Consider the following 25,123-nt stretch of genomic DNA (forward strand, 5'->3'; position numbering starts at 1 on the left):
CAGGACAGGAGTTCCGGGTGCAGTTCGACGTCATGCGCTTCCCCTCGTACGCGTTCGATCCGGCGACAGGGGTGGCGACGTTCGACTACCTGTTGGACGGGCCGTCACCGCTGCGGTTCACCGAGACCATCACGCTGCCGGTGCCGGCCGACCCGTCCGTGCCCGAGGCGCTGACCCGGGTGCTCGACCTGCTGCACGTGGTCGCCGGGGTCAGCTACTTCAAGGTCGGCGCGCCGGCCCGGGTGGTGGCGCCCAAGCCGGTCCCGGCCGCGGCGGCCGCCTTCTTCACCGCCGTCTACACCGAGGGCATGGCGGAGTACGCGTATCGCAATCAGCTGCCGCACGTGCTGGAGCTCACCGTCGAGACGACCCCGCTCGACAGTGATCCGCCTCTCTCCCCGGTCGGCGGCCGGCCGCTCTCCGCCGTCGGCGGCGGCAAGGACTCGATCGTCACTCTCGAGATCCTGCGGGCCGCCGGGCTCGACCCGGTGCCGTTCTCGGTCAATCCCAACCACGTCATCGACAATGTGAACGCCGCCTCCGGCCTCACCGCGCTGGCTGCCCGCCGCAAGCTCGACCCGCGGCTCTTCGAGTTGAACAAGGCCGGCGCGCTGAACGGGCACATCCCGGTCACCGCGATCAACTCGCTGATCGCGATCGCCACCGCGACGTGGCACCGGCTCGGGCCGGTGGTGATGTCCAACGAGCGGTCCGCCTCCGACCCCAACCTGATCTGGAACGGTCACGAGGTCAACCACCAGTGGTCCAAGGGCGTGGTCGCCGAAGGGCTGCTGCGGGATGCCGTCGCGGCATACGCGGGACTCGCCGACCCGTACTTCTCGCTGCTGCGGCCGCTCTCCGAGCTGCACATCGCGCAGCTGTTCGCCGGTCACACAGCGTATGATGACGTCGTCACCAGCTGTAACAAGGCGTTCAAGCTACACGACCCGACGGCGCGCTGGTGCGGTGACTGCCCGAAGTGCCGGTTCGTCTTCCTGGCGCTCGCGCCGCACATGTCACGGGAGCGGCTGGCGCACATCTTCGGGCGCGACCTGTTCGCCGACCCGGCCCAGACGCCCGGCTTCCTGGAGCTGCTCGGCGTCGACGCGCACAAGCCGTTCGAGTGCGTCGGCGAGGCCGAGGAGTGCCTGGTCGCGCTCTCCCTCCTGACCGACGACGCGCCGGTGCTGGTCGCGTTGCGCGCCGCCGTCCCCGACTCGGCGTGGGCCGACGCCTCCCACTCGACCGTCTTCACGCCCGGCGGGCCGAACCACATCCCGCCGGCCTACCGCAAACTCCTCGACGAGGCGGCCACCTGACGCAGCAGGCTCTTGAAGGACGCGTAAGCCGCCTCCCCCACCGAGGCGGCGGCGCGCTCCTCGATGGCCGCCACGATCGCGTCGGAACGCGCCATCTGATCCAGGCCCAGGGCGGTCGGCACGATGAGTTTGGCGCGGCGGTCGCTGGGATCGGGGCGGCGCTCCACATACCCCAGGGCCTCCAGCTCGTCGAGAAGCTTGCCGACGACCTGTTTGTGCTGGCCGGACTGCCGGGCCAGGTCGGTGGCCCGGCTCCCCTCGGCGTCGAGGTAGGCCAGCACCGCCCCGTGCTGCGGCCGCAGGCCCGCGTGGCCCTGCTCGGCCAGGGCGGCGAAAAGCTCACCCTGCACCGCGAAGAGGAGCCGGCTGGCCAGCACACCCAGGTCGGGATCCTGCTGCTTCCGCTCACTGCGCCGCATGCGCGAGATGGTAACAGCGGTTCACCGTCACCTCCGCTTATTGTCTTCGCGGGTGACCATGGTTCCGGCGGCCACCGCACGAAGTTCCGGAGTTTCCCGGCTTCCGGCGCTGACCGGGCTGCGAGGCCACCGACAGCCCGACGAGCGGCGGGTCAGGGACGGCGCGGACGGGAAGGTCGAGGGGCGAACGGCGGACGACGGGCCAGATGGCGGGCGGCGGACGACGGGCCGGGAATGGCCGGCGGCGCGCGGCGGGCGGCGGGCCGGATGGCGGACGGCGGACCGGGAATGGCTGGCGGCGGACGGCGGCGCGGGGATGGCGGACGGCGGACCGGGAATGGCTGGCGGCGGCCGGCGGCGCGGGGATGGCGCACGACGGGCCAGATGGCGGACGGCGGACGACGGGCCGGGAATGGCCGCCGGCGGCTGGACGGCGGACGGCGGGCTACGGCCAGGGCAGGGCGACGAGGCGGTGGGGCGGTGGGGCGGTGGGGCGGTAGCGTTTCCGGGCGTGGGTGACGAGATCTATGTGGGGAACGCCGACCCGGATGCGCTTGCCGACAAGGGCTGGCTTATGGGGTATTTCAAGCCGGAAGGCGACCCTCGGCACAGCACCGACGTCGAGATCAAGTGGGGGCGGCACCCGAAGGGGGACCGGCGGGCGGCCTGGGTCCGCGGGGAGGAGCGCACCGCCCTGCTGGTGCTGATCAGTGGCTGCTTTCACATGGAGTTTCCGGAGCGCACGGTCGTCCTCGACAAGCAGGGCGACTACGTGGTGTGGCCCCGCGGAGTCGACCACTCCTGGTATGCCGCCGAGGAATCGGTCGTCCTCACGGTGCGCTGGCCGTCCGTCCCCGGCTACGCCGTCCGAGCGGACGACTGACCGGCAGGTCACAGCACGCCGCGGCAGGCCGACGGCGGCCACGGCAGGCTACGGCAGGCCACGGCAGGGCGGAAAGATAAGCGGCAGGCCACGGCAGGCGGGACGACTGAGCGGCAGGCCAGAGCACGCCGCAGCAGGGCGGGACGACTGGGCGGCACGTCGCGGGCCCGGGGTAACAGTGCGGGGCGCCTCAGCCCGGCGGCCGCGTTTCGGTCGTGCGGGCGCAGGACCGTCGCGGGGTGGGGACGGGACGGGAACGATGTGGTCGGGGGCGGCCTGCGGCGTACCGGAAAGGGGTCTGGAAGGGTTTGATCCGACGGGTCATTCGGCCGGGTCGTGGTGGATGCGGGCCGCGGGGACGCCCAGCTGCTGGAGGACCGCGCTGGTGCCGGCGATCATGAGGGGCGGGCCGGCCAGATAGATCTCGTGGCGGGACCATTCGCCGTAGGCGGCCACCGCGTCGGTCACCAGGCCGGACGGGTACGGGCCGGGGTCGCCCTCGGCGACGACCGGGACGACGGTGGCGCGGGGGATCTCGGCGGCCAGAGCGGTGAGGGCCTCGATGTCGTAGAGCTCGGTCAGGTCGCGGACGCCCCAGAAGAGGACCGCCTGGCGGGTGTCGGCGGTGGCGGCCAGCTCGGCGAGCATCGCCTTCATCGGGGCCACCCCGGTGTCGCCGGCGATCATGAGGACGCCCCGGCCGGGCTCGGCGGGCAGGGACATGTCGCCCTCGGCGCGGGTGACGCGGATCCGGTCGCCGGGACGGGTGTGGTGGACGAGGGTGCCGCTGACGCCGGTCTCGGTCTTGGCCCGGACGTGCAGCTCGATGACGTCGTCGCGATGGGGCGCGCCGGCCAGCGAATACGGCCGCCAGATGCCGGGGACGCCGGGGACCTCGAAGCGGGCGTACTGGCCGGGACGGTACGGCATCGGCAGGAACGGGCGCAGCCGGACCACCGCCAGGTCGTCGCGGCGCAGGTCGTGCTCGACGACCTCGGTGTCCCAGACGGTCGGCTGGTACGCCGTGAGCGTCCCCCCGTGCACGATCCACTCGTACGTGTGCTGCCACGTCCAGCGCCACGCCTGGTCGAAATCCTGCCGCCAGGCCCCGGGAGCCATGCCGGTACGCATCGACTCGGCGAGGGCCGCGCCGACGAGGTGCAGCTGGTTCCACTGGAGGCCGCACTCGGCGAGCGCGGCGCCGAGCGCGGAACAGCCGGTGACCAGCGCGGGCGGGTCGTCCATGGTGTGGACCAGCCAGGTGATGGCCCTCGCCAGCTGGGCGCGCTGGCCGTCCGGTCCGCCGGGCAGGGAGCCGAGCAGACCCGGCTGCGCCTGCTGCAGCGCATGCCACAGCCGGCCGGCCACCTCCTCGGGGCCGCCCGCGAAGGTGAGGCTGGTGCTGAGCAGGCGCTGCGTGTCACGCAGGGCGGCGTCGTCGGCCGGGTCCATGCCGTCGCGGTGCGGCCCGGGGCCGGGCAGGGTCTTGCCGGGGAAGCCACGCGGGATCGACGGGTACGCCTGGGCGGACGGGAACTCGGTGCCGGGCGCGCCGATCGGCCGGATCCCGGAGAGCGGCGGAATATACGGCACCGGGGTGGCCGGACCGGACGGGTTGACACCCCCGACCGGCGGCACGACACCGCGGGCCAGGGCGGCGCCGGGGTCGCGGCGGGGCTTCTCCAGCTCCGTCTCCTCTTCGTCCTTCTCGGCCGCGTCCTTCTTGGCCGCGGCGATCTCGGAGAGCGCGGCGGCGGTGTCGGCCTCGCCCGCGGCGGCGGCGTCCGGAGCGTTCCGGCGCAGGCGGATGGCCCGCAGCAGGGACAGCAGATGCGGGTCTGACCCCGGACCCGAACCAGACGACACAGAAGAACCCTACCCGCATGCCCCGGCACACACGCCGCGAATAATGCCGGTGTGCCAGCACTGACCATCACCGACCCGGACGACCCGCGGATCGGCGACTACCGCGCCCTCACCGACGTCGAGCTGCGGACCCGGTGGGAGCCGCCGAACGGGCTGTTCATCGCCGAGGGGGAGCTGGTGATCGGGCGGGCGTTGCGCGCCGGATACCGGATGCGCTCGGCGTTCGTCGACGAGAAACGGGCCGGCCAGCTCACCGGGCTGCCGGACGGCGCGCCGCTCTACACCGCTCCCCCGGCGGTCCTGGAGTCGATCACCGGATTCCACGTGCACCGGGGCGTGCTGGCGTCGTTCCACCGCCGTCCGCTGCCGGCGCTGCCCGGCCTGCTCACCCGGGCGCGCAGCATCGCCGTGCTGGAAGGGCTGAACACGCACACCAACCTCGGTGCGCTGTTCCGGAGCGCGGCCGCCCTCGGCATCGACGCCGTGGTGCTGTCACCGAACTGTGCGGACCCGCTCTACCGCCGGGCCGTCCGGGTCAGCATGGGTGAGGTGTTCGCCATCCCGTACGCGAAGTCCGACGACTGGCCGGGCACCCTCGCCGCGATCCGGGAGGCCGGGTTCACGCTGCTGGCGATGACCCCGGCGCCGGACGCGGTGGCGCTGCGCGCGCTCACCCCGCAGCAGCGGGAACGGCCGGCGCTGCTGCTCGGCGCGGAGGGGCCGGGGCTGACCCGGGCCGCGATGGACGCCTCCGACGTACGGGTGGTGATCCCGATGTTCAACGGCGTCGACTCGCTCAACGTGGCGACCGCGGCCGCCGTGGCGTTCTACGAGCTAGGAGCGGGGAACCAGGCGGCCGCCGGTCCAGGCCAGGCCCATGCCGGCGGCCAGCAGCAGTAACGCGCCGACCGTCGGGACCGGCGGGGCCGTCGCGGGGCCGGCGCCCATCGCGAGGGCGGCCAGCATCAGCAGCACCCCGTCGGCCGGGTTGACCAGCTTCGACCGGAAGACCGCCCAGCCGAGCAGCAGCAGCCCCGTCGCCGAGACGACCACCGCGGTGGTGAGCAGGTCGGTGACGTGCCCCTCGGCCAGCGGAGCGCTCTCCACGACGGCGTTCTCGGGCAGCGCGGCCAGCGGGACCAGCATCGTCCCGCCGGCCAGCGTGACCAGCAGCCCGGCCAGGGCGCACCGCCGGGTGCGGGAGCCGGCGAGCAGGCCGGCCAGCGCGATCACGGCGATCACGGCGAGCCAGCCGGCCAGCAGCCCGACCGCGAGCGGGCCGGGTGGGCTCTGGACGCCGAGCGTGACCCAGCCGTAGAGGACCGCGGCGGCCGGCAGCGCCCACAGGGCCAGTCGTGCGTACCTGCGGACCGACCAGATCCAGATCGCGTCCCGGACCGGGAGCAGGTGTCCGTCCGACTCGGCCGGGGTCGGTGCGCCGACCCAGGCAGGGGCGACCCGCAGGGGCCGCCCACTCGCCGTCTGACGATGGCTGATGCTCATGGCTCCGCCTCAGTAGCAGGGGCAACAAGCCGAGCGGCCGGGGGCACCGGTCGGGAATCCTGCTGCGAGCATGCCAAACGACACGCCTGAACTGCGGCCGATCTCACATATTCAGCGTTTCTCGATGTGCGCGATTCGGTCGGGATCGAGCGCTTCGGCGCTTCTGCATGTGCGCGATGCCGTCCGGATCGAGCGCTTCAGCGCTTCTCGATGTGCGCCGCCCCGTCGTAGTCGGCGCCGCCGAGCGCCGCGGTCGGCGGGATCGGGTCCGGCGCGGGCAGCGCCTCGGTCTGGGCCTCCCGCACCTCGGCGTTGAGCCGTTCCGCCTCGGCCGCCGCCGCTTCGGCCGCCTCCGCCGCCTCCCGCTCGACCGCCGCCGGATCGAGGCCGCCGTGACGTGGCTCGTCGCCGGCCATGTTCGCCAGACCGCCCAGCGCCCCGCCCAGGCCCTCCAGGGCCTTGGTCAGCTCGGTCGGCAGGATCCACACCTTGTTGGCGGTGCCGTTGGCGATCTGCGGCAGCGACTGAAGGTACTGGTAAGCCAGCACCTTCTGGGACGGGTTGGCCTGGTGGATCGCGTCGAAGACGGTGCGGATCGCCTTGGCCTGACCCTCGGCCTGCAGGATCCGCGACTGCCGGTCACCGTCGGCGCGCAGCACGGCCGCCTGCTTCTCGCCCTCGGCGGTCAGGATCGCGGCCTGCTTGTGGCCCTCGGCGTTGAGGATGGTGGCGCGGCGCTCCCGCTCGGCGCGCATCTGCTTCTCCATCGAGTCGCGGATGCTCGGCGGCGGCTCGATCGCCTTGATCTCCACCCGGGTGACCTTGATGCCCCAGCGGCCGGTGGTCTCGTCGAGCACACTGGACAGGTGCTTGTTGATCTGGTCGCGGCTGGTCAGGGCCCGCTCCAGATCGAGGGAGCCGATCACGTTGCGCAGCGTGGTGACGGTCAGCTGCTCGATCGCCTGCAGGAAGTGCGAGATCTCGTAGGTGGCCCGCACCGGGTCGACGACCTTGAAGTAGAGCACCGTGTCGATCGACACGACCAGGTTGTCGGAGGTGATCACCGGCTGCGGCGGGAACGAGACGACCTGCTCCCGCATGTCCACCTTGGTCCGGACCGAGTCGATGAACGGCACCAGCAGATTGAGGCCGGGTGACAGGGTGCGCTGATACTTGCCGAGCCGCTCGACGACGTCCATCCGCTGCTGCGGGACGATCCGCACCGACTTGGCGAGAGTGATCACCGCGAACAGGACGATCGCGATGCCGAGCACTGCCAGAACCACTTCCATGACGTCGCTCCCTGCTAAACGTTGGGTAGGTCGTCGTGCCACACCAGGAGCGTCGCGCCGCGCAGCTCGACCACCCGCACGTGATCGCCCGGAGCGAAGACCTCCTGCGGGTCCGCGGCCCGGGCCTGCCAGAGCTCCCCGTCGATCTTCACCATGCCGGCGTCGCCGGTGACCTCGTCGATCACCGTCCCGAGCGAGCCCGAGATCGCCTCGATGCCGAACGGCCGCTCCCCCGTCTCCACCGCCGGCCGGGCGTGTCGCAGGATGATCGGACGCAACGCCGCCACCGAGACGCCGGAGACGACCGCGAAGACGATCAACTGGATCAGCAGGCCCGCGCCGAGAGCGGCGGCGCCGGCCGCGGCCAGAGCGCCGGCCGCGAAGAAGATGACGAGGAACGTGGTGGTGAAGGCCTCGGCGATGGCCAGGCCTATGGCGAGGACGACCCATAACACGGCTTCCACTCCCCGATCGTGGCACGTCCGCGCACGCTCCGAACAGTTGGACTCATGAGTTCGTCACCAGGAGAGGACACACCGTGACATTGCTTCCGGAGACGTCCCGCCGGATCGATGAGATAGCCGCCCGCGCGCAGTCCACCGGCCGGGCGCCGTCGCTCGCGCTCGCCGTCGTCCGTGACCGCGCGGTCCTGCACTTCACCGGCGCCGGCGAGCAGCCCCGGCCGGACCCGAAGACCCAGTACCGGCTCGGCTCGATCACCAAGACGATCACCGCGACCCTGGTCATGCAGCTGCGTGACGAGGGGTTCTTCGCCCTCGACGACCTGCTCTACCGGCACCTGCCCGGCACCCCGATCGGCGGCGTCACCCTGCGCCAGTTGCTCGGGCACGTCTCGGGGCTCCAACGCGAGCCGGACGGCCCGTGGTGGGAACGCAACGCCGGCGGCGACGTGGACGCGCTGCTGGCCGAGCTGACCTACGAGAAGCTCGCGGGCGCCCCGTACCGCCGCTATCGCTATTCGAACCTCGCCTACGGCCTGCTCGGCGCCGTCCTGGAACGGGTCACCGGCACGACGTGGAGCGAGCTGGCCGGCAGACGTGTCCTCGACCCGCTCGGGATGAAACGCACCAGCTACCACCCGGTCGAGCCGTACGCCCGCGGCTACGTCGTGCACGCCCTCACCGGCGCGCTGCACGAGGAGCCACGCCCGGACACCGGCGCCATGGCCCCGGCCGGGCAGCTGTGGTCGACGATCACCGACATGGCCAAGTGGGCCGCGTTCCTGGCCGACCCGGCGCCCGCCGTCCTGGCCCGGGAGACCGTCGACGAGATGTGCGCCCCCGTGGTGATCAGCGATCTGGAGTCGTGGACGGCCGGTCACGGGCTCGGCCCGCAGCTGTTCCGGGTCGGCGAACGCGTCTACGTCGGCCACGGCGGCTCCATGCCCGGCTACCTCGCGCACGTCGCCGTGCACCGGGACAGCCGGCTCGGGGCCGTCGTGTTCGCCAACACGTACGGCCTCGACAACACCAGCATCCAGCAGGTCAGCCTCGACGCCCTGACCGCCGCGGTGGAGAGCGAGCCGGTTCCGGTGCCGGCCTGGCGTCCGCCGGCCGCGCCGCGGGGCGAGGCCGCCGAGATCTGCGGCCGCTGGTGGTGGATGGGCCGCGAACACTCGATCACCCCCGACGGCGACACGCTGCTGATGTCCGGGCCGTATGCGGAGACGCGCTACGCGCGCGAGGCCCCGGACCGCTGGCGCGGCCTCTCCGGCCCCAACGAGGGCGAGGTCCTGCGCATCCTGCGGACCGCGGAGGGCAAGGCCGACCGCCTGGACATCGCCACCCTCCGGTTCAGCCGCGACCCCCTGCATCTGGCCTGAATCAAAACCGGCACATGGTACGGCCACGCCTGCCTCAACCGCACCCACGCGTCCCGTAGCGTCCCCGCGAGGCGGCTGCCCGCTCCCGGCCTCCACCGCGCCCGCCGGGCATGTGCGCCGCTCCCCGGCCGGCCCTGGGAGCCGTCTCCCGGAGACCGAAACAGCCCCCCACGACCGGACAGCCGGCCCAGGACGTCACCACCCGGCCGGCTCCGGGAGCTGTTCCGCGGGCGCTGGAACCGCGCCCGCGATCACCGCCCGGCTGGTGGGACGAGACGTCACGGGGTTGCCGGTTCGGAGTGCTGTATCCCGGGCGCTGATACAGCGCCCGGAGCCGGGGGTGTGGTGCGGCGCGCTCGGCCGGGGGCGGACAGGCCGAGAGCCAGGCCGGCGGCGACCGTGGTGATGCCGAGCCACACGGCCGGGGCGGGGAACGGGCCGCCGAGGGCCACGCCGGTCGCGGCGGCGGCGATCGGGGTGATGCCGGTCAGCAGACCGGCGCGGCCGGCGCCGATGCGGGTCACGCACGTGTACCAGAGCACGAACGCGACGGCCGTCACCAGCACCGCGAGATAGGCGCCGGCCAGCAGATCGTCGAGGCGGATCCGGGTCACGGCGGCCGGGCCCTCGACGGCCAGGCCGAGCACGGCGAACATCGCGGCGCCCATCCAGGTGGCGTGCACGGAGACGCCGAGCGGGCCGTGGCGGCCCAGCACCGGTACGGCGAGCAGGGTGAACGCGGCCTCGCAGGCGAACGTGACGGCCGCCCAGAACAGGCCGGCCGCGTCGGTGCGGCCGAGTCCCTGCACGAGCATCGCGCCGACGGTCACGATCGAGGCGGCGGCCGGCACGCGGGCGGCGGGGCGGCGGCCTTCGAGCAGCGGGCCGGCGACGGCCAGCAGGATCGGCACGCAGGCGACGGCCACGCCGATGACCGCGGGTTCGGCGTGGCGGGAGCCCTGGACCAGCGCCACATTGAAGATCACCAGGCCGGTGACGGTGACGCCGAGCAGCCACAGCCATTCCCGGCCACGGGGCACGAGCACCGCCGCGCGCCCGGCCGGACCGGTCCGGGTCAGGTGCGCCCAGGCCAGGAGCAGCAGGCAGGCGGCGGCGTAGCGGAGGGCCTGGACGGTGTGCATCGGGGCGTCGGTGAGATGGCCGGAGACGGCGACGCTGCCACCCACGAAGACCATGCCGGCCGCCCCGGCGAGGATCGGGAGAGCTTTCATGCACCGATCCTCGGATGGCGTATGGTCCGGTTCGAGGGCCAATCCCAGCGCGGTCAGGAGGACCAATTTCCGGATCGGACTTCCTGCAGCTCCGGGCCGAGGAGGCGCCGGCGAAAGGGCTGACCGCCTGGCTCGCCGAGGGCCTGCGGACCGCGGTCGCGGCGGGCCGGCTGTCACCCGGCGCCCGGCTCCCCGCCACCCGGCTGCTCGCCGCCGAGCTGGGCGTGTCCCGGGGTGTGGTGGTGCAGGCCTACCAGCGGCTCGTCGACGAAGGGCTGGCCGCGGCCCGGACCGGGTCGGGGACGGTGATCACCGGGCGTGGGGCGCGACGGCCGCCACGGCCGGCCGGTGACCGGCGGCAGACCCTCGACGAGCTGCGGCTGCCGATCTCCACCGCGGACGGCATCGACATCGACCTGTCACCGGGAGTGCCGGACCTGTCGGCGTTCCCCCGGGCGGCGTGGCTACGGGCGGAGCGCGCGGTGCTCGACCGGGTGACCGCCGCCGATCTGCGGTACGGCGACCCCGGCGGCGTCCCACGGCTGCGCGCGGCACTGGTGGGGTGGCTCGCCCGTACCCGGGGAGTGCGGTGTGAAGCGGACGACATCGTGGTCACCGCGGGTGTCGCGCAAGGGCTCGCCCTGCTCGCGCAGGTGTTGCGGGCCCGGGGTGTGGACGTGCTCGCGGTCGAGGACCCGGGGTCACGGGGCGCGTCCGACCAGATGGCGTTCTGGGGGATGCGGCAGGTCGGCGTGCCGGTCGACGAGCACGGCATGCGCGTCGACGAGCTGGCCGGCGCCGGGGTGGAGGCGGCCCTGCTGACGCCGGCGCACCAGTTCCCGACCGGGGTGGTGCTGTCCCCGGAGCGGCGGCGCGAGCTCCTGGCCTGGGCCGGCGGCGGGTTGGTGATCGAGGACGATTACGACGCCGAGCATCGGTACGATCGGGCGCCCGTCGCCGCTCTGCAGGGTTCCGCGCCGGATCGGGTGGCCTATCTGGGCAGCGTGTCGAAGTCGCTGGCGCCGGCGATGCGGACCGGGTGGCTGATCGCGCCACGCGGCATGCAGGCCGAGCTGCTGGCCGTCAAGCACGCGTCCGATCTGGGCAATCCGGCTCTGCCGCAGCTGGTGCTGGCGCAGCTGCTGTCCTCCGGGGACCATGACCGGCATCTGCGCGCCGTCCGTACCCGCCAGAGGTCCCGCCGCGACGCCCTGCTCGCCGGATTGCGCGCGCATCTGCCGGAGGCCCGCGTCGCCGGCGTCGCGGCCGGACTGCACGTGCTGGTGCTGCTTCCGGGCACGGCCGACGACACCGTCCTGGCCGATCGGGTCGCGGCCGCCGGCGTACAACTGCATCCGCTGTCGTGGCATCGTCGCCGTCCCGGACCGCCGGGCCTGGTGATCGGCTACGCCGCGCACCCGCCGGACCGCCTCGCCGAGGCCGCCGCCCGCATCGGCCGCGCCCTCAGTCGTCCAGCACCGTCACGAAGTCGATCAGGCGCTCCATCGAGTTGATCAGCGGCGTCTCGACGTCCTTGTACGAGCTGACCGAGGCGAGGATGCGCCGCCACATGTCGGCCGGCTCACGGACGCCGACGGCCTCGCAGACGCCCTCCTTCCACGGACGGCCCGGCGGGATCACCGGCCACGCGCGCAGACCGACCCGCTCCGGCTTCACCGCCTGCCAGACGTCCACGTAGGGATGACCGGTGACCAGGACGTTCGGGTCGGTGACGGCGGCCACGATCCGGCTCTCCTTGGACCCGGCGACGAGATGGTCGACCAGGACGCCCAGTCTGCGGTGGCCGCTCGGACGGAACCCGGCGACCGCTGACGCCAGATCGTCGATGCCGTCGAGCGGCTCCACGACGATGCCCTCGATCCGCAGGTCGTCGCCCCAGATCCGTTCGACCAGCGCGGCGTCGTGGATGCCCTCGACCCAGATCCGGCTGGCCTTGGCGACCTGCGCCTTCACGTTGTCGACGGCGATCGACCCGGAGGCGGTCACCCGGCGCTGCCGCGGTTGCGGCCGCGCGGCCGGCTTGACCAGCGTGACCGTCCGGCCGTCGAGCAGGAACGCGGCCGGCGTGAGCGGGAAGTTGCGGCGCTTGCCGAACCGGTCCTCCAGCACCACGGCGCCGAGCTCGAACCCGACGACGGCCCCGCAGAAACCGGAGTCGGCGTCCTCGACGACCAGATCCGGTTCGGCCTCCACCTCCGGGATCACCTTGCGGCGGCGCCAGTTGCCCGCCATCACATCCTCCCCATACATGCCCCGCACTGTATGCGCGATCACGGACACACCCTCGGTGACGCTCCGAGCCGAGACAACTGTCATAGCTGCCACGTACCCTTGCTCGCATGTCACCCGCAGCCGATGCGGCCACCCGTACCGCACGCCGGTCCACCAGGTTCGTCGCCTGGGTCCGCGCCTGGCGCGCCGGCCTCGTCCCGTTCGACGAGCTGGCCGACGAGATCGCCGCGGACGAGGAGCACCTCGTCGCCGACGCCCCCGGCACCTGGACGGATGTGCCGCTCGGCCAGGGCCTGCCGATCTTCGCGAAGCTGCGGCCCGACGAGATCCGCCTGGTGCTGCCGGCGCCCGGGGACCCGCGGGGGCTGCCCGGCCCCGGTGAGCTGACCGGCGCGGCGCTGCTGGCCGGCGAGGCCGTGATGACACCGTCGTTCGGGGTGGTGCCCGAGGTGCGGCGGCACACGTCCGGTTCCGGTGTGGAGTTCGAGACGGTGCTGTGGCGGGTGATGCCGGCGCCCGAGCACCGCCCGGTGTTCCAGATGGGCGCCGCCGAGGCCGAGGCACAGCTGACCGCCGCGCTCGGCGAGGCCACCGCCCGGCTCACCAAACTGGACGTGGCCCAGTGGAAACCCGAGCTGGCCGGGGCGTTGCAGGCGTTGCGCCGCCCGGAGAGCACCGAGACCCTGCCACCCGGTTTCGACCCGCGTTCGCGCCGCCTGTTCGCCCGGGCCAGCGTCCTCGACCAGGTGCTCGCCCTGGCCGGGACCAACGCGCCCGGCGGGGCCGTCAACGGCTACGAGGCGCAGCAGCGTGACGAGGCGCTGCGCCCGCTCACCGCCGCCTGCCGTCAGGCGCTGGTCGCGGCCTGCAACTCCCCGCTGCACCCGTGACGCCCGTGCAGGACCGCTATGCGCACTGCACGTTCTGCGGCGCGCGGTTCCCGTCCGGTCAGCCCTGGCCCCGCCGGTGCGGCGCGTGCGGCGAGACCAGCTACCTCAATCCGAGCCCGGTCGCCGTCGCGGTCCAGCCGGTCGGCCACGGCCTGCTGGCGGTGCGCCGCGGCATCGCGCCGGCCCGGGGCCGGCTCGCCCTGCCGGGCGGTTTCATCGACGTCGGCGAGACATGGCAGACGGCCACGGTCCGCGAGCTGCGCGAGGAGACCGGGGTGGAGGCAGACCCCTCGGGGGTCCGCCTGTACGACACGATCAGTGCCCCCGACGGGACGATCCTGGTCTTCGGGCTGCTGCCCCCGCTGCCGAGCACAGCGCACCTGCCCCCGCCTCCGGACGAGGACGAGACGTTGAGCCGCGAGGTCCTCTACGGCCCGACCGAGCTGGGCTTCAGCATCCACACGGCCATCGCGACCCGGTGGTTCACCGAGCGCCGCTCCTGAGCGCGGGCCGGATCGGCCGCACCATCCGATATGCAGGTATTAGCAGGCTTTACCACGTCTGCGGCGGTTAGCGTACTAACCACGCCGGGTCGCCGGGGCCCGGACGCAGCCCGCGAGGACGAGCGATGCACCGGACCGGAACCGCGGTTCTGCTGATCTATGTCACTCTGCTGACCGCGACGGCACTCGTGGCCCGGCCCGTCGCGGCCGCGGTGACGAATCCGTTCACACTGCGCTACGCCGCCAACACCAACGGCTCGATCCTGCTGCGCGGCAACGCCAACCTGGTCTGCACCCCGGTCGGCGGCTGCCCCAACGCACGTCAGGGTCTGCGTCCCTCGGGTGAGTCGCTGGACAACAACGGCCACCTGATGATCAACGCGGACGCCGACGGCGACCTCGGCGTGACCACCGTCAACGACAGCACGGCCACGGTGGCCGTCCCACCGGGCAGCTCGGTGCTGTTCGCCGCGCTGTACTGGGCGGCGGACACCACGGCCGGCGTCTCCGGCGCCGGCGCACCGACCCCGGGGCACCGCAATCGCGTGCTGTTCCGTACCCCCGTGACCACCTGGCAGCCGGTGATCGCGTCCACCGTGTTCGGCGGTGGCGGCGGCGGCTACCAGGGCTTCGCCGACGTGACAGCGCTGGTGGCGGGGGCCGGCAACGGCGTGTACGGGGTGGCCGACATCCAGGCCGGCCTCGGCCAGGACCGGTACGCCGGCTGGACACTGGCCATCGCCTACCGCAACCCGGCACAGGCCCTGCGTGCGCTCCGCGTCTACGACGGTTACGGCTCGGTGAGCAGCACCTCCGGCCCCGTCGACATCACCGTGGGCGGATTCGAGACCCCGCACAGCGGGACCGTGCGCGCCGAGATCGGCACCGTCGTCTACGAGGGCGACCGGGGCAAGATCGGTGACACGCTGAAGATCGACGGCACCGCGGTGAGCGACGGCGCCAACCCGCCGGACAACTTCTTCAACAGCACGGTCAGCAGCGGCGGCGCCGACGTGGCCGGGCGCGACCCCGGCTGGCCCAACCTGTTCGGCGTGGACATCGACCAGGCCGACGCCACCGGCCGGCTCGGACACGCGGCCACCTCGGCCACACTGACGCTCAGCACCACCAGCGACACCTACTTCCCGGGCGTGGTCACGTTCGCCATCGACCTCTACGCCCCCCGGATGACCACCACCATGACCGGCACCGACGTCAACGGTGGCGACCTGGTCCCCGGTGACGAGATCGAGTATCTGATCATGGTCCGCAACGACGGCCTCGACACCGCCGACGACGCGGTCCTCTCCGTGGCCGTTCCGACCTGGACCACCTACGTGCCGGGCTCGATGCGCGTCCGGGGCGCCCCGGCGACCGACACGGCGGGCGACGACGCCGGCACCTTCGGCGGCGGCCGCGCCGAACTCGTTCTCGGTGACGTGCCGAGCACCGGCGTGGTGTACGCGCTGCTGCGGGTCCGGGTCGACTCCGGGGTGCCACCCGGCTACTCGATCACCGGCCTGGTCGATCTCAGCTACACCGGGCACACCGCCGCCGTGCGTGTCTCCGGACCCGCCGCCGCGGTGGCCACCGCGGTCAGCGCGGGCGGCACCGATCTGGTCGCCGGGCTGACGGTCGCGCCCGCCGTCCTCCAGCGGCCGGCCCTGCCCGGGCCGATCGTCTACACCGGCACGGTGGCCAACAACGGGACGGCGCTGGAGAACGCCGCGGTGGCCGAGCTGATTCTTCCGCCGGGGGTCACCGCCGGGGTCCTGCCCGCCGGCTGTGGCGCGTTCGCCCAGGTGGTCACGTGCGCCATCGGGCCGCTGGCGCCCGGAACGACGGGCACCGTGGTCATCCCGGCGACGGTCGGCGCGTCCGCGTCCGCCGGCCCGGCGGCGGCGCTGACGGCGACCGGCACGGGCGGCGACACCGACGCCCTCAACGACATCGCCACCGCCGCCTTCCTGGTCAACCGTGCGCCGGTGGCCGTCGACGACGCGGCGACGACACCGACCATGACGACGGTGACCATCCCGGTGCTCGGCAACGACATGGACCCGGACGGGCCGGCGAGCGCGCTGACCGCTGCGATCGGCGCCGCGCCCGGGCACGGCGCCGCGATGGTCGAGGCGGACGGGACCATCACCTACACGCCGGCGGCCGGATGGGCCGGTGACGACACGTTCACGTACGTGCTGGGTGATGCGAACGGCGGCGCCGGGACGGCGACGGTGACCGTGCGGACCGCCAACGCCGTGCCGGTCGCCCGGGACGACGCCGACGCCACCCCGTCCGGCACCGAGGTGATCGTCCCGGTGCTCGGCAACGACACCGATGCGAACGGTGACGCGCTGACCGTGACCGCGGTCAGCGGCCCGCAGGCCGGCGCCGGAACCGTCCGGGCAGCCGGCGGCGGCACCGTCGCCTACCAGCCGGCGCCCACGTTCGTCGGGCAGGCCGTCATCGGCTACACGATCAGCGACGGCCGGGACACCGCGAGCGCCCAGATCCTGGTCGACGTGGCGAACGCCGCGCCCACCGCGAGCGACGACCTGGCCACCGTCGCCCACCTGGGCAGCGTGACGATCCCGGTGCTGGCCAACGACGCCGACGGCAACCTCGACCCGATCACCCTCACCGGCGTCGACCCGCCGTCCTCCGGCACCGCCACGCCGGCCGGCGACAGCGTCGTCTACCAGGCCGCTGCCGGTTTCGCCGGGACCGTGGTCTTCGGCTACGCGATCGCCGACAACCACGCGGGCACGGCGACCGGGCAGATCACCGTCGTGGTGGCCAACGCCGCGCCGGTGGGCGCCGACGCGTCAGTGAGCACCGCCTACCGCACACCGGTGACGGTCAGCCCGCTCGCCGGCGCCGCCGACGCCAACAACGATCCGCTGCATGTCGCCGGCATCACGGCGGCGGCCCACGGAGTGGTCGTGCCCAACCCCGACGGCACCCTCACCTACACCCCGGACGACGGGTGGTCCGGGCCCGACACGTTCACCGTCACCATCGCCGACAACCGTGGCGGCACCGGCACCGCCACGATCACGATCACCGTCCGCAACGCCGCGCCCGTCGCCCGTACCGACGCGGTAACCCTGCCCACCGGGCAGCTCTCGGTGATCGACGTGCTGGCCAACGACGACGACCCGAACGGCGACCCACTCAGCATCACGATCGACACTCCGGCCGGGCACGGCACAGCGACCGTCAGGGGCCGCCTCGTCGAGTACCGCCCGGCGCCCGGCTGGTCCGGCGGCGACGCATTCCACTACACGGTCGACGACGGCCGCTCCGGCACCTCGGGCGCAGCCGTGACCATCGAGCTGGTCAACGCCCTTCCGGTGGCCCGGCCGGACGCCGCGGTCACCGACACCGACACGGCGGCCGGCATCGACGTGCTCGCCAACGACAGCGACCCCAACGGCGAGCCGCTGACCGTCTCCGGCTGGACCGCCGCCGCACACGGCACCGTCACCATCGACCAGGCCGGATCGCTGCGCTACCTGCCCGACGCCGGCTTCACCGGGATCGACGGCTTCGGCTACACGGCCGCCGACCCGCACGGGGCCGGCTCGGCCACCCTCGTGTCGATCACGGTCCGCAACGCCGAGCCGGTGGCGGCCGACGACGCGTACACCGTCGCCCAGCAGGGCACCACCACCCTCGCGGTGCTGCAGAACGACCGGGACGCCAACACCGGCCAGCCACTGACCGTCAGCTCCGTCGGCACGGCGCCGCGGGGCACCGCCGTACCGACCGCGGCGGGCACCTTCGAGTACACCCCCGCACCCGGCGGCACCGGCGCGGACACCTTCGACTACCTGCTGCGCGACGACCTGGGCGGCACCGACACGGCCACCGTCGCGATCACCGTCGACGCGGCCCCGGCGGCGGTCGACGACACGGCGTCCACCGGACCGTCCGCGCCGGTGGACGTCCCGGTGCTGATCAACGACTCGGATCCGGAGATGCGGGCACTGGAGATCGTCGGGACCGGGACGCCGGCGCACGGATACACCACTCTGCCGGCCCCCGGCGCCATCCGGTACGCGCCGCGGCCCGGGTTCACCGGCACCGACGTCTTCCGATACCGGATCCGTGATCCGATCGGCAACACCGCCACCGCGGAGGTCACCGTCCAGGTCGCGAACGCTCCCCCCATCGCCCGCGACGACAGCGCCGCGGCCCTCGCCGACCATGCGGTGGTGATCGACGTGCTGGCCAACGACACCGACGACAACCCCGGACAGACCCTCGGCCTCACCACGGTCGGCACGCCCGAGCACGGCGCCGCAACCCGGTCCGGGGACCGGGTGCGATACGCGCCGCCGGCCGGTTGGAGCGGTCAGGACCATTTCCGGTACGAGATACGCGACGACGACGGAGGCACAGCGGAGGCGACGGTGACGGTGACGGTGACCCACCAGGTTCCGTACGCGGTCGCCGACTCCCGCTCGACCCCGTACGGCCGCGAGGTCACCGTACCCGTGCTCGCCAACGACCTGGACCCCAGCGGCACCTTGCGGATCGTCGCCGTGACACAACCGGACCACGGCAGCGCCCGGGCCGACGACCGGACCGTCACCTACGCCCCACCGCAGGGTTTCTCCGGGATCGCCGTGCTGACCTACACCGCCGCCACCGCGGACGGCGCCCTGACCGGCGCCACCCTGACCATCACCGTCGGCCCGCCACCGACCGCCCCGGACCGCGAGGCCGGGACACCACCCGGCCGGCCGGTGACGATCCCGCTGCCCAGCACCGACGAGCGGGGCCGCCCCGCGACCGTGGGACAGATCGGCCGGCCGCAGCACGGGACGGTACAGCTCAACCCGGACGGCACGATCACCTACACGCCGGAGGCCGGCTTCACCGGCATCGACCGGTTCAGTTACGAGATCGTGGACGCGGACGGCAACGTCGCCTACGGCACCGTCATCGTGACCGTGCCGGCCGGGCCGTCGCCCGTCCCGGTGACCCCGGAGCCGGCCACCCCCACCCCGTCGCCCACCCCGCCGGTGATGCCGACCGCCGAACCGCCGGCTCCCACCGCTCCGGTCAGCCGGACGCCCTCACGCCACCCGACCACGTCACCCGCGGCCGGTCCGCCGGGAACGACACCGTCACGGACGTCACCACCGGCAGCCACACCGTCCCCCGGCGGCGGGCCGGAGCCCGACCTTCCGACCACCGGCCCGGGCCTGGTGTCCGCCACCATCGGCAGCTGTCTGGCCTGCGTCGTCGGAGCCGTGCTGTACGCGTGGGGCCCACCGGACCGGGGCCGCCACCGACGCCGATGAGCGATCAACATCGCGAACCTCTGCCGAAGGGCGTCGGGCGGCTCGGCAGCCGTCTCAGCAGGCGGCCGGATCCGCTTCCGGCAAACCAGTCATCGGTCGCCTTGACTCCGCTCACTTCCCGGGCACGAAGGCCATCGATCACGGGTCTCCCGGTGATCAGCCAGGGTCGACGCCACACAACCGCACGACAGGAACCCGAGCCGGCTCCCACACCTGCTGCGGACACGGCGGTGACCTCCGGCAGCGAGCCGACGGAAACCCGGCGGGCGCCAGAGTCTCTGCCGACGGGGCGAGAGGGCATCGGGAACGAGCCGGCGGGCCCGGCCGGACCCACCGCACTGGCGACCAGCCGGCTTGATCTGGCCGGCTGCCGGAGTCGCTCGGGCGAGACCGGGCAGCGCTGCCGGTCGATCCGGGATCGTCAAAGGCGGGTGCGGGTCAGCAGCCAGGTGGACATGGTGCGGACGCCGTGGCCGATGGCGGCCTCGTCCGGGTTGAAGGTGGCCAGGTGGGGGTAGCCGGTCTCGATGCCGCTGCCGGGGGCGCGGACCCCGAGGAAGGTGTAGGTGCCGGGCATCCGGTTCAGGAAGTGGGCGAAATCCTCCCCGTTGAACGGGATCGCGGCGTGCAACGGGACCACCCGCTCGGTGCCCAGCGTGCGTCGCAGGTAGCGCTCGAGGGCCTGGCCCTCGCGTCGTGGCGTGTGCATCGCCGGGAACGGGGCGGACGGGAAGTCCACGGTGGCGGGACCCAGCGCCCGGGCGCGGCGCCGGATCTCGGCCCGCACCTCTCGGTAGCGCTCCTCCGGCCAGCACCGGGACGACACCCGCACGGTTGTGCCGGCCGCCTGGGCCTGCACGAAGACGAAACGGGCCAGCGGGCCGCCGGGAGTCTGCAGGTCGGCCAGCAACTGTTGCAGGTCGACCGGATCGGCGGGGCGCTTCACCGAACTCATACGGGTGATGCTCTCGGCCAGCCGCTGAGCCCGCGCCGGGGCGTCGGCGCCGGTCAGGGTGATCTGGCCCCTGTCCTGGCCGGGCATGCCGATGCCGGCGATCGTCGCGAACCGGCCGACCGGGAACGGGCCGCAGTGCAGCGCGTGGATCTCGCTCGGGCGGGTGGCCGTCAGGACGCCGTCGGCGATCATCGCGGCGGCGCCGGCCAGGCTCTCCTCGGCCGGCTGGAACAGGAACACCAACCGGCCGGACAGCCGCTCCCGCAGCCGGGTCAGCACCTCGGCGATCCCCACCCCGATCGTGGTGTGGAGGTCGTGACCGCACAGGTGGGACGGGCCGGTGGCGCCGCCGGCGCCGTCGGCCGGGCCGACCGCGTCCATGTCCGCCCGATACGCCACCGTCCGGCCCGGCCGGGTCCCGGTCAGGACGCCGACGACACCGTGCCCGCCGACGCCGGTCGTGACGTCGAGCCCCGCCGCCCGCAGGCGGGCCGCCACCACCGCGGCGGTCCGCTGCTCCTGGCCGGAGAGCTCCGGATGGGCGTGCAGGTCACGGCGCAACGCGACGAGCGCGCCGTCCAGCCGGGAAGCCTGCCGCTCCACGGTCAGCGCGTCGCCGTCGGTCGCCGAGGCCGCCTCGGTCGACGTGAACAACGCCCCCGCGGTCGCCGCCATCGCTCCACCGAGAACAGCCCGCCGGCTGACCACTTGACCCTCTGAGCTTCGCATCGGTTTCCCCCGTCCTTGTTCGACGTGGTTCAGCCTGTCGCGATTCGCTCCCGGGCACGATGGGGCAGACACCCGCCCGAAGGTAGTACCAGCACCACCCCCGGCGACCCGACCGGGACGGCGCTAGTCGATCAGATCGGCCTCGAGCAGCTCGTCCAGCAGGAGCCGGATCGCCGGGGCGCAGCGGGGCCGGTCGGCGGAGGTGAACCAGCCGAGCTCGGCGATCTCGGCGGCAGCCGCCGGGACGCCGTCGGCGGCGCCGGTGAAGCACACCAGGCGGACGCGGGTGCCGGGCGGGCGGTTGTGCGCCTCGGCGTCGATGGTGACGAACGGCCGCATCGTCGCCGGTTCGACGACCAGGCCCACCTCTTCGAGCACCTCGCGGGCCGCGGCCTCGGCGTCGGTCTCGCCCGGCTCCGGTTTGCCGCCGGGCAGGTAGAACGCGTCCGAGCCGGCCGCCCGCACGGTGAGGACCCGCCGGTCCCGCACGTGCACCCAGGCCGCCGCGACGACGACGTCCACGGCGGTCATGCGAGCACGAACGGGTCGCCGGCCTCGAAGCGGGCCAGATGGTCGAGGGTCACCGGCACCGCGCCGGACAGGTCCTCCGGCATCGCGCCGGGCGCGAAGAACCCGGCGTCCAGCGTCTCGTCGGTGACCCGGACCAGCTCACCGGACCACGAATCGACGCGCACGGCGAGCGACACGTGCTGGTACGTCGCCCCGAACACGTTGGTGTGCAGGTCCTCGCCGGAGTAGAGGGCGAACGGGGTGACGGTGTGCGCGGTGAGGCCGGTCTCCTCATACACCTCACGGATCGCGCAGTCACGCAGCGTCTGGCCGAGCTCCATGGTGCCGGCCGGCAACGCCCAGCGGCCGTTGTCGTTGCGCCGGATCAGCAGGACGCGGCCGTCGGGGTCGCGGACCACGGCTCTGGCCCCGATGGTCATCAGGACCGGCTCGCTCCCGGTGATCGCCCGTAATCTTCCCAGGTACGACTCTTCCCACGGCACGGCAGAACGCTATCCCAGCGCCGTGACCGGGCTCAGCCGGGGACCGTTCCGGCCGACCGGATACATGTGACCCGGATTCTCCTGGCCGCGGTGGGGGTGCTGCTGGTCTGCGGCACGGTCCCGGCGCGGCTCGGATGGTCGTCGTCGGTGGTGATCTCCGGGTCGATGAGCCCGCTGGTCGAGGCGGGCGACGTCGTGGTCACCGCGCCGGTCGGCGGGAGCCCGCTGCGGGAGGGGCGGGTGATCCGGTTCCACGACCCGCGCCGGCCCGGCCGATACGTGCTGCACCGCATCGTCCGGGTCGCCGGGGACGGGCGGCTCGTCACCAAAGGGGACGCGAACCGGATCGCCGACGCGACCCCGGTGCCGGCCGAGACGGTCACCGGGGTGTGGCGGCTTCGGGTGCCCTACCTGGGGCTGCCGGTGCTGTGGTGGATCGAGGGCGGGTATCGGCGCCTGGTCGTGACGGCGCCGGCTCTTCTCGTACCCCTGCTGTGGTGGTTGTGGTCTAGATCTCGTCGATCAGATCGGCGACCGAGTTGATGATGCGGGACGGCCGGTACGGGTACGTCTCGCTCTCCAGCCTGCTGCTGATGCCGGTCAGCACCAGGATCGTCTCCAGCCCCGCCTCGAGACCGCACAGGACGTCGGTGTCCATCCGGTCGCCGATCATCGCGGTGGTCTCGCTGTGCGCGCCGATCGCGTTGAGCGCCGAGCGCATCATCATCGGGTTGGGCTTGCCCACGAAGTACGGCTTCACGCCGGTGGCCTGGGAGATCATCGCCGCGACCGAGCCGGCCGCCGGGAGCAGGCCCTCGTTGGACGGGCCGGTGGCGTCCGGGTTGGTGCAGATGAACCGTGAGCCCGCGCTGATCAGCCGGATCGCCTTGGTGATCGCCTCGAAGCTGTAGGTGCGGGTCTCGCCGAGGACCACGTAGTCCGGCTCGAACTCGGTGAGGATGTAGCCGGCCGCGTGCATCGCGGTGGTCAGGCCGGCCTCGCCGATCACGTAGGCGGTGCCGCCGGGCCGCTGGTCGGCGAGGAACTGCGCGGTCGCGAGCGCCGCCGTCCAGATCGAGGTCTCGTCGACGTCGAAGCCCATCCGGTAGAGACGGGCCTGCAGGTCACGCGGCGTGTAGATGGAGTTGTTGGTGAGGATGAGGAACGGCTTGCCGCTCTCCTTCATCCGGTTGACGAACTCGGGTGCGCCCGGCACCGGCTCACCCTCGTGGACGAGCACACCGTCCATGTCGGTGAGCCAGCTCTCGATCGCCTTGCGCTCCTTCATCAGGACGCCTTTCGTCGCGCGGGTGGGGGGCAGCAGTCCGCGGGGCAGACGTCCCAGATCGGGAGCGTACCGAGCGACTCCCGCGACCGGTCGCCGGTCCGCTCCTGTACCAGTCTGCGGATCATGGATACGAAGTCGGGGTGGACGCCGGGGGTCACGGCCCTCGCATACCCCAGGCCGAGCCGCTCGGCGGTGTCCTTGGCCTCGTTGTCCAGGTCCCAGATGACCTCGAGGTGGTCGGAGACGAAACCGATCGGGCTGACCACCACATCGGTCACGCCCTTGGCCGCGAGGGCTTCGAGGTGGTCGTTGATGTCCGGCTCCAGCCACGGCACCTGCGGCGGGCCGGACCGGCTCTGCCAGACCAGGTCGTAGGGCAGGTCCGCGGCGGCGGCCGCGTGCACCAGGCGCGCGGTCTCCTCCAGCTGGGCGTTGTAGCGCCCGCCGGTCGGGCCGGCGGTCTCGGCCATGGTCACCGGGATGGAGTGGGCGGTGAAGACCAGCCGGGTGGTGGCCCGCCGGGCCGGGTCGAGCTCGGCGAGCGCCGTGGTCACGGCCTCGGTGTGCGGGCCGACGAAGCCGGGGTCGTCGTGGAACTGCCGCAGCTTGGCGATCCGCGGAGCGCGCGGGCCGACGTGCGCCCGGGCGGCGGCGATGTCCTCCCAATACTGCTTGCAGGAGGAATACCCGCCATACGCACTGGTGGCGAAGCCGAGCGCATGCTCGACACCGTCGTCGCGCATCCGCGCCAGGGTGTCGGCGAGCATCGGATGCCAGTTGCGGTTGCCCCAGTAGGTCGGCAGGCCGACCTCGTGCGCCGCGAACTCGGCATCGATCGCCGCGAGCAGGTCGCGGCACTGCTGATTGATCGGGGACACCCCGCCGAAGTGCATGTAGTGCTCAGCCACCTCGGCGAGGCGCTCGTCCGGGACGCCGCGCCCGCGCACCACGTTGCGCAGGAACGGCATCACGTCATCGGGCTTCTCGGGCCCGCCGAAAGAGAGCAGGACGAACGCGTCGTAAACCACCCGACCATCCTGCCACCGGGTCACGCACCGATCGCGTGGTAACCCCCGTCAACGTGTACAACCTCACCCGTGGTGGCCGGGAACCAGTCGGACAGCAGAGCGCAGATCGCCTTGCCCGCGGCCGCCGTGTCATACAGGTCCCAGCCGAGCGGCGCCCGCTCCGCCCACGCGTCCTCGAACTGCTCGAAGCCGGGGATCGACTTGGCGGCGATGGTGCGCAGCGGGCCGGCCGCCACCAGGTTGCTGCGGATGCCCTGCTTGCCCAGGTGCAGCGCCAGGTAACGGGAGGCGGACTCCAGCCCGGCCTTGGCCACGCCCATCCAGTCGTAGACCGGCCACGCGCTGGTCGCGTCGAAGGTCAGGCCGACGATGCTGCCGCCCGACGACATCAGCGGCAGGGCCGCCTTGGCCAGCGACTTGTACGAGTACGTGGAGACGTGGACGGCGGTGGCCACGTCCTCCCACGGCGCGTCCAGGAAGCCGCCACCGAGGCAGCTCGGCGGGGCGAAGCCGATCGAGTGGACCACGCCGTCCAGCCCGTCGACGTGCTCGCGGACCTTGTCGGCCAGCCCGGCGAGGTGCTCCTCGTTCGTCACGTCCAGTTCGATGACCGGCGCCGGCTCCGGCAGCCGCTTGGCGATCCGCTCCACCAGGGACAGGCGGCCGAAGCCGGTCAGCACGACCGTCGCCCCCTGCTCCTGGGCGATCTTCGCCGCCGAGAAGGCGATCGAGGCGTCGGTGATGACACCCGTGATGAGCAGCCGTTTTCCGGCCAGCAGTCCAGACACTTAGTAC

General features: G+C 73.0%; 22 protein-coding genes. 9 read left to right on the top strand and 13 right to left on the bottom strand.

What is annotated here, in order from left to right:
* Positions 1 to 17 precede the first annotated feature (17 nt).
* Positions 18 to 1,319 (top strand): MurL-like N-terminal domain-containing, encoded by a 1,302-nt coding sequence (locus BM290_RS04250; RefSeq protein WP_483392416.1) that lies wholly within the window; start codon positions 18 to 20, stop codon positions 1,317 to 1,319.
* Here BM290_RS04250 and BM290_RS04255 read toward each other — a convergent pair.
* The gene (locus BM290_RS04255; RefSeq protein WP_093610203.1) at positions 1,286 to 1,738 is read right to left on the bottom strand and encodes a MarR family winged helix-turn-helix transcriptional regulator; all 453 of its coding nucleotides are present in this window, start codon (positions 1,736 to 1,738) and stop codon (positions 1,286 to 1,288) included. The two genes, BM290_RS04250 and BM290_RS04255, sit on opposite strands and share 34 nt — an antisense overlap.
* 511 nt (positions 1,739 to 2,249) lie before the next feature.
* Here BM290_RS04255 and BM290_RS04260 point away from each other — a divergent pair.
* Positions 2,250 to 2,621 (top strand): cupin domain-containing protein, encoded by a 372-nt coding sequence (locus BM290_RS04260; protein WP_093611175.1) that lies wholly within the window; start codon positions 2,250 to 2,252, stop codon positions 2,619 to 2,621.
* 321 nt (positions 2,622 to 2,942) lie between these two features.
* Here the strand turns inward: BM290_RS04260 and BM290_RS04265 are convergent, their stop codons facing one another.
* Positions 2,943 to 4,487, bottom strand: coding sequence for a flavohemoprotein (locus tag BM290_RS04265; protein ID WP_093610205.1), 1,545 nt, complete (start codon positions 4,485 to 4,487; stop codon positions 2,943 to 2,945).
* Between the two features lie 51 nt (positions 4,488 to 4,538).
* Between BM290_RS04265 and BM290_RS04270 the strand changes: the two genes are divergently transcribed.
* Complete coding sequence (locus BM290_RS04270) at positions 4,539 to 5,387, top strand: TrmH family RNA methyltransferase (protein WP_093610207.1); 849 nt, start codon at positions 4,539 to 4,541, stop codon at positions 5,385 to 5,387.
* Here the strand turns inward: BM290_RS04270 and BM290_RS04275 are convergent.
* The 3 genes from BM290_RS04275 to BM290_RS04285 all read right to left on the bottom strand — a co-directional run bounded on the left by BM290_RS04275 (position 5,322) and on the right by BM290_RS04285 (position 7,746).
* The gene (locus tag BM290_RS04275) at positions 5,322 to 5,990 is read right to left on the bottom strand and encodes a hypothetical protein (protein ID WP_093610209.1); all 669 of its coding nucleotides are present in this window, start codon (positions 5,988 to 5,990) and stop codon (positions 5,322 to 5,324) included. The two genes, BM290_RS04270 and BM290_RS04275, sit on opposite strands and share 66 nt — an antisense overlap.
* A 197-nt stretch (positions 5,991 to 6,187) precedes the next feature.
* Positions 6,188 to 7,282: an SPFH domain-containing protein gene (locus BM290_RS04280; protein ID WP_093610211.1), complete on the bottom strand. Its 1,095-nt coding sequence runs from the start codon at positions 7,280 to 7,282 to the stop codon at positions 6,188 to 6,190.
* Positions 7,283 to 7,296: 14 nt separating this feature from the next.
* Positions 7,297 to 7,746, bottom strand: a complete 450-nt coding sequence (locus BM290_RS04285; RefSeq protein ID WP_093610213.1) for an NfeD family protein — start codon at positions 7,744 to 7,746, stop codon at positions 7,297 to 7,299.
* Between the two features lie 74 nt (positions 7,747 to 7,820).
* Here BM290_RS04285 and BM290_RS04290 point away from each other — a divergent pair, with 74 nt between their 5' ends.
* Positions 7,821 to 9,125, top strand: coding sequence for a serine hydrolase domain-containing protein (locus BM290_RS04290; protein WP_093610215.1), 1,305 nt, complete (start codon positions 7,821 to 7,823; stop codon positions 9,123 to 9,125).
* Positions 9,126 to 9,403: 278 nt separating this feature from the next.
* Here the strand turns inward: BM290_RS04290 and BM290_RS04295 are convergent, their stop codons facing one another.
* Positions 9,404 to 10,357: a DMT family transporter gene (locus BM290_RS04295; protein ID WP_093610217.1), complete on the bottom strand. Its 954-nt coding sequence runs from the start codon at positions 10,355 to 10,357 to the stop codon at positions 9,404 to 9,406.
* A 14-nt stretch (positions 10,358 to 10,371) separates the two neighbouring features.
* Here BM290_RS04295 and pdxR point away from each other — a divergent pair, with 14 nt between their 5' ends.
* Positions 10,372 to 11,871, top strand: coding sequence for a MocR-like pyridoxine biosynthesis transcription factor PdxR (gene pdxR / locus BM290_RS04300; protein WP_093610219.1), 1,500 nt, complete (start codon positions 10,372 to 10,374; stop codon positions 11,869 to 11,871).
* On the opposite strand, the gene BM290_RS04305 is transcribed toward pdxR, so the two are convergent.
* Positions 11,822 to 12,628 carry a DUF3097 domain-containing protein gene (locus BM290_RS04305; RefSeq protein ID WP_093610222.1) on the bottom strand — a complete coding sequence of 269 codons (807 nt, stop codon included), beginning with the start codon at positions 12,626 to 12,628 and terminating at the stop codon, positions 11,822 to 11,824. The genes pdxR and BM290_RS04305 overlap by 50 nt on opposite strands.
* An 89-nt stretch (positions 12,629 to 12,717) precedes the next feature.
* On the opposite strand from BM290_RS04305, the gene BM290_RS04310 reads away from it, so the two are divergent.
* The 3 genes from BM290_RS04310 to BM290_RS04320 all read left to right on the top strand — a co-directional run bounded on the left by BM290_RS04310 (position 12,718) and on the right by BM290_RS04320 (position 19,315).
* Positions 12,718 to 13,500: a hypothetical protein gene (locus tag BM290_RS04310; protein ID WP_093610224.1), complete on the top strand. Its 783-nt coding sequence runs from the start codon at positions 12,718 to 12,720 to the stop codon at positions 13,498 to 13,500.
* A gap of 5 nt (positions 13,501 to 13,505) precedes the next feature.
* Positions 13,506 to 14,003: an NUDIX domain-containing protein gene (locus BM290_RS04315; protein WP_093611177.1), complete on the top strand. Its 498-nt coding sequence runs from the start codon at positions 13,506 to 13,508 to the stop codon at positions 14,001 to 14,003.
* 125 nt (positions 14,004 to 14,128) lie between these two features.
* The gene (locus BM290_RS04320; RefSeq protein WP_093610226.1) at positions 14,129 to 19,315 is read left to right on the top strand and encodes an Ig-like domain-containing protein; all 5,187 of its coding nucleotides are present in this window, start codon (positions 14,129 to 14,131) and stop codon (positions 19,313 to 19,315) included.
* A 421-nt stretch (positions 19,316 to 19,736) separates the two neighbouring features.
* Here the strand turns inward: BM290_RS04320 and BM290_RS04325 are convergent, their stop codons facing one another.
* The 3 genes from BM290_RS04325 to BM290_RS04335 form a co-directional block, all read right to left on the bottom strand.
* Positions 19,737 to 20,945 (bottom strand): M20 metallopeptidase family protein, encoded by a 1,209-nt coding sequence (locus BM290_RS04325; protein ID WP_203779161.1) that lies wholly within the window; start codon positions 20,943 to 20,945, stop codon positions 19,737 to 19,739.
* Positions 20,946 to 21,122: 177 nt separating this feature from the next.
* Positions 21,123 to 21,530 (bottom strand): NUDIX hydrolase, encoded by a 408-nt coding sequence (locus tag BM290_RS04330; protein ID WP_093610230.1) that lies wholly within the window; start codon positions 21,528 to 21,530, stop codon positions 21,123 to 21,125.
* Complete coding sequence (locus tag BM290_RS04335; protein WP_093610232.1) at positions 21,527 to 21,949, bottom strand: NUDIX domain-containing protein; 423 nt, start codon at positions 21,947 to 21,949, stop codon at positions 21,527 to 21,529. Before BM290_RS04335 ends, BM290_RS04330 begins: the two co-directional genes overlap by 4 nt.
* A 129-nt stretch (positions 21,950 to 22,078) precedes the next feature.
* Between BM290_RS04335 and BM290_RS04340 the strand changes: the two genes are divergently transcribed.
* Positions 22,079 to 22,555, top strand: a complete 477-nt coding sequence (locus BM290_RS04340; RefSeq protein WP_177319576.1) for a signal peptidase I — start codon at positions 22,079 to 22,081, stop codon at positions 22,553 to 22,555.
* On the opposite strand, the gene BM290_RS04345 is transcribed toward BM290_RS04340, so the two are convergent.
* The 3 genes from BM290_RS04345 to fabI are packed head-to-tail and all read right to left on the bottom strand — an operon-like array spanning position 22,521 to position 25,116.
* The gene (locus BM290_RS04345) at positions 22,521 to 23,357 is read right to left on the bottom strand and encodes an HAD-IIA family hydrolase (RefSeq protein WP_373871028.1); all 837 of its coding nucleotides are present in this window, start codon (positions 23,355 to 23,357) and stop codon (positions 22,521 to 22,523) included. The two genes, BM290_RS04340 and BM290_RS04345, sit on opposite strands and share 35 nt — an antisense overlap.
* Positions 23,300 to 24,328 carry a ferrochelatase gene (locus BM290_RS04350; RefSeq protein ID WP_093610238.1) on the bottom strand — a complete coding sequence of 343 codons (1,029 nt, stop codon included), beginning with the start codon at positions 24,326 to 24,328 and terminating at the stop codon, positions 23,300 to 23,302. Before BM290_RS04350 ends, BM290_RS04345 begins: the two co-directional genes overlap by 58 nt.
* 20 nt (positions 24,329 to 24,348) lie before the next feature.
* Positions 24,349 to 25,116, bottom strand: a complete 768-nt coding sequence (gene fabI / locus BM290_RS04355; protein ID WP_093610240.1) for an enoyl-ACP reductase FabI — start codon at positions 25,114 to 25,116, stop codon at positions 24,349 to 24,351.
* Positions 25,117 to 25,123 lie beyond the last annotated feature (7 nt).

Origin of the sequence: Actinoplanes philippinensis (assembly GCF_900113015.1) — a bacterium.
In the GTDB taxonomy this organism is placed as follows: domain Bacteria; phylum Actinomycetota; class Actinomycetes; order Mycobacteriales; family Micromonosporaceae; genus Actinoplanes; species Actinoplanes philippinensis.